Source organism: Micromonospora sp. WMMC415 (genome assembly GCF_009707425.1).
In the GTDB taxonomy this organism is placed as follows: domain Bacteria; phylum Actinomycetota; class Actinomycetes; order Mycobacteriales; family Micromonosporaceae; genus Micromonospora.
Genome location: NZ_CP046104.1, coordinates 280,172 through 291,169 on the forward strand (window position 1 = coordinate 280,172; position 10,998 = coordinate 291,169).

The 10,998-nt window shown below is 73.1% G+C and carries 10 protein-coding genes and 1 pseudogene; 8 read left to right on the top strand and 3 right to left on the bottom strand.

All coding sequences use genetic code 11. The features are described from left to right. Positions 1-26 precede the first annotated feature (26 nt). Complete coding sequence (locus GKC29_RS01380) at positions 27-812, bottom strand: GerMN domain-containing protein (protein WP_155329085.1); 786 nt, start codon at positions 810-812, stop codon at positions 27-29. 178 nt (positions 813-990) lie between these two features. Here GKC29_RS01380 and GKC29_RS01385 point away from each other — a divergent pair, with 178 nt between their 5' ends. Next, positions 991-1,509: an RNA polymerase sigma factor gene (locus tag GKC29_RS01385; RefSeq protein WP_196255784.1), complete on the top strand. Its 519-nt coding sequence runs from the start codon at positions 991-993 to the stop codon at positions 1,507-1,509. Positions 1,510-1,571: 62 nt separating this feature from the next. Here GKC29_RS01385 and GKC29_RS01390 read toward each other — a convergent pair whose 3' ends face one another. Together GKC29_RS01390 and GKC29_RS01395 are read right to left on the bottom strand one after the other, a co-directional pair. Continuing rightward, complete coding sequence (locus GKC29_RS01390; RefSeq protein WP_230688878.1) at positions 1,572-2,795, bottom strand: carbohydrate-binding protein; 1,224 nt, start codon at positions 2,793-2,795, stop codon at positions 1,572-1,574. 150 nt (positions 2,796-2,945) lie between these two features. Continuing rightward, entirely contained in the window at positions 2,946-3,314 is a 369-nt protein-coding gene (locus tag GKC29_RS01395) for a hypothetical protein (RefSeq protein WP_155333927.1), read from the bottom strand. Between the two features lie 211 nt (positions 3,315-3,525). Here GKC29_RS01395 and GKC29_RS01400 point away from each other — a divergent pair, with 211 nt between their 5' ends. From GKC29_RS01400 to GKC29_RS01430, 7 genes and pseudogenes are all read left to right on the top strand, one after another. Beyond that, positions 3,526-4,863 (top strand): efflux RND transporter periplasmic adaptor subunit, encoded by a 1,338-nt coding sequence (locus tag GKC29_RS01400; protein ID WP_155329087.1) that lies wholly within the window; start codon positions 3,526-3,528, stop codon positions 4,861-4,863. A 67-nt stretch (positions 4,864-4,930) separates the two neighbouring features. Continuing rightward, a complete protein-coding gene (locus tag GKC29_RS01405; protein ID WP_370463294.1) occupies positions 4,931-5,641 on the top strand; it encodes a response regulator transcription factor in 711 nt (236 codons plus the stop codon). Positions 5,642-5,643: 2 nt separating this feature from the next. Beyond that, positions 5,644-7,382: pseudogene (locus GKC29_RS01410) on the top strand (sensor histidine kinase); the annotation flags it as partial. Then, positions 7,360-8,526 carry an efflux RND transporter periplasmic adaptor subunit gene (locus GKC29_RS01415; protein ID WP_155329088.1) on the top strand — a complete coding sequence of 389 codons (1,167 nt, stop codon included), beginning with the start codon at positions 7,360-7,362 and terminating at the stop codon, positions 8,524-8,526. The pseudogene GKC29_RS01410 and the gene GKC29_RS01415, both read left to right, overlap by 23 nt. Further along, positions 8,523-9,266 carry an ABC transporter ATP-binding protein gene (locus tag GKC29_RS01420; protein ID WP_155329089.1) on the top strand — a complete coding sequence of 248 codons (744 nt, stop codon included), beginning with the start codon at positions 8,523-8,525 and terminating at the stop codon, positions 9,264-9,266. Before GKC29_RS01415 ends, GKC29_RS01420 begins: the two co-directional genes overlap by 4 nt. After that, positions 9,263-10,495, top strand: a complete 1,233-nt coding sequence (locus GKC29_RS01425) for an ABC transporter permease (RefSeq protein ID WP_155329090.1) — start codon at positions 9,263-9,265, stop codon at positions 10,493-10,495. Before GKC29_RS01420 ends, GKC29_RS01425 begins: the two co-directional genes overlap by 4 nt. 11 nt (positions 10,496-10,506) lie before the next feature. Next, positions 10,507-10,971 carry a hypothetical protein gene (locus GKC29_RS01430; RefSeq protein ID WP_155329091.1) on the top strand — a complete coding sequence of 155 codons (465 nt, stop codon included), beginning with the start codon at positions 10,507-10,509 and terminating at the stop codon, positions 10,969-10,971. Positions 10,972-10,998: the final 27 nt, after the last annotated feature.

Here is a 10,998-nt window from a genome sequence, read left to right on the forward strand (position 1 = left end):
TCACGGGATGCGGTCAGGCAGGGTCGTCAGTCGGGAACCCGGTCGTGCAGCACGTCGACGTAGAAGGCTCGCTGGTCGCCACGGATGGAGAACCGTGCCTGCTCGATCCAGCCGAACTGTTCCAGGGTGCGGCGCATCGGCTCCAGCAGCTTGGTCTTCTCGCAGCTGTCGTCCGGGGCAAGGATGCCGTCGAGGTCGGTGAAGTCCGCCCGCGCGTTCGTCCCGTCCAGCTTGAGATAGCGGAAGCGGTGGGCGTCGCCGTCGAAGGCGCTGGTCAGGCCGGCCGCGCGATCGGCCGGGGTGGGGCCGTCGAGCAGCGCCCGCAGGGCCTCCTTGGCGACGCTGCGGGCCGGGACCTCCCGGGTCACCGTGACGACCTCCGGGCAGCGCTGGCCGGCCTGCTCACGCAGCAGGAACAGCTTGACCCGGCGGGTGCCGGTGGTCGGCTCGGTCGCCGGTTGGATCGGGCCGCCGGTCTCCGTCGCCTGGGCGCTCGCCGTCGCGGTGGACGGGACATCGGACGGGCGGGGCGGCGTGGCCGACGATGCGGGCGCCGGGATGGTGGGAGCCGTCGGCACGGGAGCGGCGACCTGTGGCTCACCGGCTGGTGTGACCACCACGGCCGTGACGACGGGTACGGCCACCATCGCCGCGGCGATCAGGCCGGCTGCGGCGACGGAGCGGACGCGGCGACGGCGTGCACGGTGGCGCAGGTCGCCCAGATCCGGCGGATGTGCGGTGTCGGCGGCGGTCCCGGCTATCCGGCGCAGCGCGTCACGCGTCGCCTCCGCGTCCGGAATTCCGTCAGTCACCGTCATCTCCCCTGGGCGTAGCCGTCGCCACTCTACCGTTTGACGCTGCCACATTATTCACATACGGTGCGATCGTTATTTAAGCGGATGAGTACGACAGCGTCCAAGTCGGATGGTCGCCGCACGGTAAGCGCCCGAATCGGGGATGCGCGCGTTGCGACAGGTGTCGAGAGGACCGATGTCGACAGATCGGGAGTTCACCGAGTTCTACCTGGCGACGTACCGTCGGCTGGTGGGCCAGCTGTTCGTGCTGACCGGCAACCGCCACGACGCCGAGGAGCTTGCCCAGGAGGCGTTCTCCCGTGCGCTGCCCCGGTGGGCGAAGATCAGCGGGTACGAGGCGCCGGAGGCGTGGGTCCGCCGGGTCGCCTTCAACCTCGCGTTCTCCCGGCGCCGCAAGGCGCTGCGCGGCGCGGCCGCGCTGCTGCGGCTCGGCAGCGACCGGGTCCACGACGGCGACAGCACTGACGGTGTCGCCGTCGCCGAGGCGCTGCGGGCGGTGCCGGTACGGCACCGGCAGGCGTTGGTGCTGCACTATGTCGTCGACCTTTCCGTGCGGGACGTGGCTGTCGAGCTGGGCGTTCCGGAGAACACCGTCAAGACGTGGCTGCGGCGGGGCAGGCAGCAGTTGCAGGCGGCGCTCCGGGTGGACGAGGCGACCGGGACCGAGGACCTCCTCGCTCACCTTCGCCCCTGAGCGGAGCCGGGTGGGGTGCGGCCTCAGCGCCGCACCCCACCCTGGAAAGGGCATGGCCGTGCCTAGCTCACGGTGAGGCTGTCCACGTCGAAGAGGAAGCCGGGGCCGCCGGTGTAGACCAGGTGCAGCGGCCCGGTTCCGGTGCCCGACAGCGACGTCGAGACGGTCCGGTAGGTCGTCCAGCCGTCGGTGGTGGGCACGTCGACCGTGCCGAGCAGCGGGCCGGTCGCCGAGCCGGCCCGTACCTCGATGGTGCCGCCGGAGGTGCCGGAGGCCACCCTTGCGGAGAACTCGGTCCGGCCGGTCGTGGACACCTGGGCGTAGCCGGCCCAGTCGCCGTCGTGCAGGTAGCCCGCCGTGGCACCGCCCTGCGCCGCGCTGTGGAACGCCAACTGGACGCCGGAGTGCGACGTGTACGACTCACCCTGCACCGTCTCCGCGGAACTTCCACCGCCCCCCGGAGCGGTGAGGAAGGTACGCAGCTTGTTGGCGTTACCGGAGTCGTCGCCGGTGATCAGGTAGTACATCATTCCGGCGTCGGAGACGTCGCCCTTCTTGTTCATGATGTTGTTGACCACGTTGTGCACGTAGCGCAGCCGCTGGTCGGCGTTGTTGGCCATCCAGGCCCACTTCTCCTCGCCGCCGCCGGTGCCCAGACCGGCGTTCTGGTCCGGGATCCGCGTGTACTTGACCTGCGGGAAGTCGCGGCGGATGTCGGCGAGGTTCCACCTGTTGTCGTCGTCGTCGTGCTTGTTGTTCCAGTCCGAGTGCGAGATCAGCGTGACGTGCTGACGCGCGGCGGTGTTCGAGCCCTGCAACGCCCGGTACACGACACCCATCGGGCCGGCACCGACGAGGCAGAGGGTGTTGGTGGCGGTGGAGGCGTTGACGGCCGCGCGGAGGTGGGTCACCGCGGCGTTGAGGTTCGTCTGGCTGTTGCGGAAGATGCCGGCCACGTCGTAGCCGAACTGCCCTGCGACGCCCTCGGTGGCGGTGACCATGTCCCGCTCCCAGCTCGCGGTGGAGCTGCCCAGGTGCGAGTTGTAGTCCCAGTGCACGAGCCGGGACTGCTGGCCCTTCTCGGCGAGCAGCGCCAGCGCCATGGCGGACGCGCCGATGTCGTCGCGGTCGTGGTAGTTGCCGTCCGAGCTCCAGGCGATCCGCTGACAGCCGAAGTCGAGGGCGGGCGGGGCGGCCTGGGCGGGCTGCCCGGTCAGTGCGACCGTGGCGCCGAGCGCGAGGGCGCAGGTCGCAGCGGTGAGGCCGGGACGGGTGATCCGTGACATGGAGGTCCTTCCGGTACGAGGGGTGGTCGCCGCCCGGCCGGGACCGGGTACTGTCGGCCCCGGTCGGGCGGCTCGAAGACAGACACCCCGCCCCGCGGTTGGAGGTTTCGCCGCCACCACGGGTCATCTGCCCCGGCGTCCCGCCTCGGGTCAGCCGTCGCCGCGCCGGCCGCCCTGCGGACGTGAGTCCTCGCATGCCTGCTGGGCGCGTGCCCAGGTGGCGTCGTCGACATCGGCCGGCCGTAGCGCCTCCTGCCCGCCCTGGCGGTTCCCATCGCCCGGCTGTCCGGAGGGCCTGGCGGTGGGCCGGGTGGTCGGTCGGGCTGTCCGGTCCGCCTGCCCGCTGCGGCCGGGTCGGGCCGAGGGCAGGTCCTCGGGTACGTCGATGCCCTGCTCGCGCAGGCACGCCGCGTACGCGGCCAGCCCACCGGACGCCGGCTGGGTCGGTTCCGACTGCTCGGCCGCCGGCTCGCCGCCGCAGCCGGCAGCGAGTGCGAGCAGGGCGGTGCCGACCGCCACGGTCAGGGCCGGTCGTCGAAGGATGCGGGGCATCTGGCTCTCCTCGGATCTCGGGGTGCGGGCCCACGCCCGCGCGACGGGGTCAGCAGAGACGATCAACCTCCGGCGTCGCTCCGACGGAACTGGGAGTCGCCTCGGAATGCCGGGCTGTGAGGTAACTCCGAGGTGCGGCCGAGCCCCCTGTCAGGAAGTGGGTCGACGATCGGCAGCCATGGGCATCCACCTGCACGTGTGGCGGGCGGTCCGGCGCCGGCCGGCACCCACCGTCGCCGCCACCGCCACGCTGGTCGCGGTCACTGTCGCGGCGGGCGCGTCCGCGTTCTCGGGCGACGCCGACCGGACCGCAGCGCCGGCGGCGACCGTACGGGTGGATCGGGGTGAGGTGACCTCGGCGGTCGCCGCGACCGGCTCGGTACGGCCCGCGGCGAGCCGTGGACTGGCGTTCACCGCGGCCGGCACCGTGACCGAGGTCCGGGTCCGCCCGGGCGCCGACGTCACCGTCGGGCAGGTGCTCGCGGTGCTTGACGACGGCGAGGCCCACGCCGAGGTGACGCGCGCGGAGCAGGCGCTGGCCGACGCGCGCGCCGCGCTCGACGACCTCGAGGTGGAGGAGGAGCCGGACGCTCTCGCGTGCGCCACGTCGCCCGTTTCGGCCGCGCGGGGAGACGGCGCGGGAGGTGCGGCCGGCGGCACCGTCCGGACGACGCCATCGGGCGACACGGGGTCACCCACACCGAGACCCGACCCCGACCAGTCCTCGCCCTCCCCCACACCGTCGGCCACACCGACTCCCACGGGTTCGTCGGCCTCCCCCGCCAAGCCCTCGCCGAGCGGAACCGGGAAGGGGCCGGCGGTCACCGCGACGACCCCGGCGCCGGCGGGCCCGCGAGGCTGCCCGACGGAGCCGGGTGGCTCCGGGCCGGGCGGGAACGCCGTCGGCACCGACCCGCTGCTGCGGGCGCACCAGCAGGTGACCGCCGCGCAGCTGGCCCTGGCCGAGGCGCAGGACCGGCTGGCCGGTACGACCATCACCGCGCCGGTCGCCGGCCGGGTGCTGTCGGTGGCCGGACCGGTGGGCACCCGGGCGGCGGCGGGTGTGCGCTTCGTCGAACTGGCGGTCGTCGACGGGATGCAGGTCACGGCGACCTTCCCGGAAGCCGACGCCGGGCAGATCGCGGTGGGGCAGACCGCCACGGTGACCCCGGCCGGACGGTCCGACACCAAACTGGACGCCGAGGTGGTCCAGCTGGACCCGGTCGGCACCAGCGACGGTCAGGTGGTCCGGTTCGGGGTCCGGCTCGCGCTGGACGACGCTCCGGACGATCTGCTGATCGGTCAGAGCGCCGCCGTGCGGATCCGGATCGCCACCGTCGCGGACGTGCTGCGGGTCCCGGCGGGCGCGGTCGAGTTTCGGCCCGACGGTTCGGGCACCGTACTGCTCGCCGGGGCGGTTGAAACACGCGCCGTCGTGATCGGTGTCCGGGGGGACCAGTTCGTGGAGATCAGGTCCGGCCTCGCCGAGGGCGACCTGCTTCTCGCTGCCGGATGATCTCGCTCAGCTCCGGGACAGGTCGCTCCCAGCTCACTCCGAGGTTCTACGGATAGACCTGGCAACCGTGTCTGATCGCCGCACCCGTGTGCTCGTCGTCGACGACGAGGAGAACATCCGTGCCCTGCTGTCGGCGACGCTGCGGCTGGTCGAGTTCGACGTCCGGGTGGCCGGCGGAGGCCATGAGGCGTTGGCCCTGGCCGAGGAGTTCGATCCGGACCTGGTGGTGCTCGACGTGATGCTGCCCGACCTCGACGGCTTCCAGGTTGCCCGGCGGCTGCGCGGCACGGGAGCCGGGGTGCCGGTGCTGTTCCTCACCGCGCGGGGCACGGTGGAGGACCGCATCTCCGGGTTGACCGTCGGGGCGGACGACTACGTCACCAAGCCGTTCAGCCTGGAGGAGGTGGTGCTGCGGATCCGGGCGATCCTGCGCCGCAGCCGCGCCGACGACGCGCCGGCGCCGGACGGTGTGCTGCGCTACGCGGACCTGGAGCTGGACGAGGACGCCCACGAGGTCCGCCGTGGCGGCCGGATCGTCGAACTGTCGCCGACGGAGTTCAACCTGCTGCGTTACCTGATGGTCAACGCCGGCCGAGTGGTCAGCAAGGCGCAGATCCTCGATCGGGTGTGGAACTACGACTTCGGCGGCGACGGACGGATCGTCGAGTCGTACATCTACTACCTGCGCAAGAAGATCGACATGCAGGCCCCGCCGCTGGTCCACACCGTGCGGGGCGTCGGCTACACGCTACGGGTACCCCGCACCGAGGGCGGGTGACGGTGGGACGCCGCCGTGCCGCCCGAGGATGGCGACTGCGCCGCTGGGGGCGGTGGACCCTACGGGCCCGGCTGGTCGTGGTCGTGGCGGCGCTGACCGCGCTGGCGTTGGTGGTGGCGAACACGGCCGGGCTGGTGCTGCTGCGCCGGACCCTCACCGACCGGATCGACGACCAGCTCACCGCGGTCAGCCGGCCGTTCACCCGGGACACCGTCCCGCCCTACGACCCGCGCGAGCGCACCCGCGTGCTGCCGCGCGCCCGGCTCGGCCCGGAGCAGGTGGTGCTGCTGTACGGCCCGGACGGCAGCCTGGAGGACGTCCGGCGTTCCGACGAGTCGACCACGGTGCCGGTGGTCGAGCCGTACGACCGGCTCATCGCCCGTGCCACCGACACCCGCCCGTACACCGTCGAGGCCACCGACGGCACAGCCGCCTGGCGGGTCCTGGTGGTCGAGCGCGGCGACGACCGGGGCATCGCGGTGCTGGCGGTGTCGCTACGCGAGGTCGAGGAGACCACCGACCTACTGCTGCTGATCGACGCGGTCGTGATCGTGGTCGTCCTGATGCTGCTGGCGTCGCTCGCCGCGATGGTGGTCCGGCTCGGCCTTCGGCCGCTGACCCGGATGGAGCAGACCACGGCCCAGATCACCGGGGGGAACCTGTCCCGCCGGGTGCCCGACGCCGATCCGCACACCGAGCCGGGCCGGCTCGGCGGAGCGCTCAACCTGATGCTGGACCGGATCTCCACCGAGGTCGCCGCCCGCCGCGAGTCGGAGCGGCGGCTACGGCAGTTCATCGCCGACGCCTCGCACGAGCTGCGCACGCCGCTGACCTCCATCCGCGGGTTCGCCGAGCTCTACCGCCGTGGCGGGACGCCACCGGGACCGGAACTGGACGAGACGATGTCCCGGATCGAGGCCGAAGCCGCCCGGATGGGCCTGCTCGTCGAGGACCTGCTGCTGCTCGCCCGGCTCGACCACGAACGCCCCCTGCGACGCCGACCGGTCGACCTGCTGGCCGTCGCCGCCGACAGCGTCCGCGACGCGCACGCCCGCGCACCCCAGCGGCGGATCCGCCTGGCCGCCCTCGACGACAACGACGGGTTCGAACCGGTCATGGTCACCGGCGACGAGCACCGGCTGCGCCAGGTGGCCGCCAACCTGCTCACCAACGCCCTGCAGCACACGCCGCCGCAGGCCCGCGTGACGGTCCGCGCCGGGCGGCTACGCCGTACGCCGGTAGGGCCGCCCGTCACGGCCGTGGGAGACCCGCTGCCCGCCGCAACGCCGGTAGCGGTGCTGGAGGTGACCGACGACGGGCCGGGCCTCCCCGCCGACCAGGCCGTACGGGTCTTCGAACGGCTCTACCGCGCCGACCCGAGCCGGAACCGCGGCAGCGGCGGGTCCGGCCTCGGCCTGTCCATCGTGGCGGCCCTCGTGCGGGGACACCAGGGCCGGGTCGAACTGCTCACCGCCCCCGGCCGGGGGGCCACCTTCCGGGTCCTGCTGCCCTCGGTGCCCGACGCCGACCGCGACGAACTGGTCGACCTGCTGCGCACCATGCACAGCTGACCCACCGGCGACTGTCCGGAAACGTCCAGCGGACCCGGAGCCCGCGATCGAGGACCTCCTCGCCGACAGTTGACCGCCGCCCGACTCCCAGCCGGCTCCGAGGTTGCGCCGGGTCCGCTCCGAGCCGCCATCCCCAGGCTGTCGGACATGCGTGTGCGACGACTCATCCCTGCCCGCGGCCCGTCCCTGCTCGTCAACACCGGCCTCGCCGTGGCGGTGCTGATCGCGGGCGGGTGGGCGTACACCGCGTTCACCGGACCGGAGACGGCGGCTGCCGGCGAGGCCCGGACGGTGCCGGTGAGCCGGGCGACGGTGACGTCCGCGGTGTCCGTACCCGGTTCGGTGCGCAGCGCGGCGACCGCGAGCGCGAGCTTCGCCACCGCCGGGCCGATCACGGAGATCACCGTCGCCGTCGGCGACTCGGTGAAGAAGGGCCAGGTGCTCGCCCGGGTCGACGCCTCGGCCGCGAAGCGGGAGCTCACGGCGGCCGAGGCCGACCTGGACGCGGCGCAGGATGCGGCGGACCGGGCGGCAGGAGCAGACGATTCGACCGTCCAGTCGGAGGCCGCGGTGACCCAGGCGGAGCTGAAGGTCGCCGCAGCGCGGGAGAAGCTCGACGGCGCCACCCTGACCGCGCCGATCGCGGGCACCGTGGTGGCCGTCAACGGCAGCGTCGGGGATCCCGGCACCTCGGCGGGCGGCGCGGCCACCGGCGGCGCGACCGGGAGCGGCGCCTCCGGGGCCGGCAGTACCGCATCCGGTTCGGGAGGCGAGGGACTCGTGCAGATCGCCGACCTGACCCGGCTGGAGGTCACCGCCGCGGTCCCCGAGGCCGACGCGACCCGGCTCAAGGCGGGCATGCCCGCCACGGTCAGCTGGAACGCGCTGCCCGGCACCACCGCCGAGGCGACGCTCGCCGCGATCGACCCGAACGCCACCACCGCCAACGACGTGGTGACCTACGGCGTCACCCTGAGCCTCAAGGACCGTCCCGACGCCGCCCGGCCCGGCCAGAGCGTGCAGGTCACCGTCACCCTCGACACGGCCGAGAACGTCGTCGCGGTATCAGCTCTCGCGGTCACCAGCGCCGGCAACCGGCACACCGTGACCGTCCTGGACAACGGCACCCCGGTCGTCCGCCCGGTCGAGGTGGGCCTGCGGGGCGACCAACTCGTCGAGATCACCTCCGGCCTGACCGAAGGCGACCGGGTCGTGCTGCCCAGCACCGGCGGCGCCGACCCGAGCACCGGCGGCGGGCGCGGTGGGCCGGCGGGCGGCGGACTGACCGGTGGCGGCGGGCGGGGCAACCGGTGACCCTCTACCTGGTCGACGGAGCTCACCGCACCACCGAGAGCCAGAACCGTCCGGTGCTCGACGTTCGTGACCTGACCAAGGTGTACGGGCAGGGCGAGGCGACCGTGCACGCGCTGCGCGGCGTGTCGCTGACCGTCACGGCCGGCGACTACGTGGCCATCATGGGTTCCTCAGGATCCGGCAAGTCGACGCTGATGAACATCCTCGGCTGCCTCGACGTACCCAGCGCCGGCACCTACCGCCTGGACGGGGTCGACGTCAGCCGACTCGACGACGCCCGGCTGGCCCTCGTCCGCAACCGGCGCATCGGGTTCGTCTTCCAGTCGTTCAACCTCATCCCCCGCACCTCGGCGGTGGCCAACGTCGAGCTGCCCCTGGCGTACGCCGGCGTCAAGCCGGCCGAGCGACGCTGGCGGGCCCTCGCGGCCCTGGACATGGTGGGTCTCGCCGGCCGGGCCGACCACGAGCCAAACCAGCTCTCCGGCGGCCAGCAGCAACGCGTCGCCGTCGCCCGCGCCCTGGTCACCGAGCCCGCACTGATCCTCGCCGACGAACCCACCGGCAACCTCGACAGCCGCTCCACCGAAGAGGTGCTGGCCATCCTCGACCAGTTGCACACCGCCGGCCGCACCATCGTCATGATCACTCACGAGACGGAGGTGGCCGCCCGCGCCCGCCGGCTGGTCACCCTCTTCGACGGGCGGATCACCACCGACGTACGACAGGACGGTGCCCGGTGAGCCTGCTGGAGATCCTCCGCTTCGCCGGCCGCGGCGTCGCCGCCAACAAGCTGCGCTCGGCGCTGACCATGCTCGGCATCCTCATCGGCGTCGCCGCAGTCATCCTGCTGGTCGCCGTCGGCAACGGCTCCGCGCAGGCCGTCAACCGCAGCATCGAGGCGCTGGGCACCAACACCATCACCGTGTCCAGCACCGCCCGCGGCGGAACGGCGCCGTCGGCACTCACGGTCGACATCGCGCAGTCCTTGCACGACCCGGCACTCGCCCCCGACGTCCGGGCGGTCTCACCGGTGGTCAGCACCGCCCCGACGATGACCCACGCCGGGACGGAGCACCCGGTGGCGCAGTTTCTCGGTACCCACCCGACCTACTTCGGCTCGTCGAACAGCCCACTCGCCGCCGGCGCGGCCTTCACCGACCAGGACGTGGCCCAGGGTCGGCGGGTGGTCGTGCTCGGGCGGACCGTCGCCACCGAACTGTTCGCCGACATCGACCCGGTCGGGCAGCAGGTCACCGTCGGGGGCGCCCTGTTCACCGTCGTCGGCGTTCTCGCCGAGAGAAGTTCCGCGTCCGGCTTCTCCGACCCGAACGACCTCGCCGTCGCCCCGCTCACCGCCGTGCAGCAGACCATCACCGGGTACGGCCCGGTCAACTCCATCCTCGTCGAGGCCACCGGCCCGGACCGCGTCAACGCCGCCCAGCAACAGGTCACCCAGATCCTCAACCAACGCCTCAAGCTGCCGACCGGCACCACCGCCACCGGACGCGGCGGTGGTGGTGCGGGTGCCGCGCCGTACCGGATCCAGAACGCCGCCCAACTCCTCGCCACCCGCACCGAGACCGCACAGACCTTCACCGTCCTGCTCGGCACCGTCGCCGGCATCAGCCTGCTCGTCGGCGGCATCGGCATCACCAACATCATGCTGGTGACCGTCACCGAGCGAACCCGGGAAATCGGCATCCGCAAGGCCCTCGGCGCACCCCGACGCACCATCCTCACCCAGTTCCTCGCCGAAGCGACCATGCTCAGCGTCCTCGGCGGCGGCCTCGGCGTGGCCGCCGCGCTCATCGGCAGCCGGTTCACCATCGTCGGCGTGCAACCGGTGATCGTGCCCAGCTCCGTCGCACTGGCCCTGGGCGTCTCCGTCGCGATCGGGCTGTTCTTCGGCAGTGTCCCCGCCAGCCGCGCCGCCGGCCTGCGCCCCATCGACGCACTCCGCTACGAATGACAGGTGAAGACATGACGACCGACATGGACACCGCTCTCGCCGCCAGACCCCGCCCCTGGCGGAGCCGGGCCACCCCGTGGCTCGCGGCAGCGCTGCTACTCGTCGGCGGCTTCGCCGGCGGCGCGCAGGCGCAGCGGGCGTACGGGCCGGACCCCGCAGCCGCACCGGCGGGGCGCGGGGCAGCGATCGACGGACCCGCCGGTGGGGCCCGCGGCGGCGGTGCCCGTGGCGGTGGCGCCGCTCCCCCGGCCGCCACCGCCACCCCGGCCACCACCGGCACCGTCACCGACATCGACGGAGATGTGATGAAGATCCGGCGCGAGTCCGGCGAGGTGGTCACCGTGCAGACGGACGACCGTACGCAGGTCCGGCTGCCCGGCGCGCTCAAGGACCTCCGGACCGGCGACACCGTCGTGGTGACCGGGAACATGCAGAGCGGCGAGATCGCAGCCGCCACGATCACCCAACAGAAGTAGCGCCGAGATGCACATCTGGCAGGCGTT

What these genes read in the sequence shown, in the direction of transcription:
- GKC29_RS01385 (WP_196255784.1), top strand. Translation starts at nt 991, where the DNA reads ATGTCGACAGATCGGGAGTTCACCGAGTTCTACCTGGCGACGTACCGT.
- GKC29_RS01390 (WP_230688878.1), bottom strand. Translation starts at nt 2,795, where the DNA reads ATGTCACGGATCACCCGTCCCGGCCTCACCGCTGCGACCTGCGCCCTC.
- GKC29_RS01400 (WP_155329087.1), top strand. Translation starts at nt 3,526, where the DNA reads ATGGGCATCCACCTGCACGTGTGGCGGGCGGTCCGGCGCCGGCCGGCA.
- GKC29_RS01415 (WP_155329088.1), top strand. Translation starts at nt 7,360, where the DNA reads ATGCGTGTGCGACGACTCATCCCTGCCCGCGGCCCGTCCCTGCTCGTC.
- GKC29_RS01430 (WP_155329091.1), top strand. Translation starts at nt 10,507, where the DNA reads ATGACGACCGACATGGACACCGCTCTCGCCGCCAGACCCCGCCCCTGG.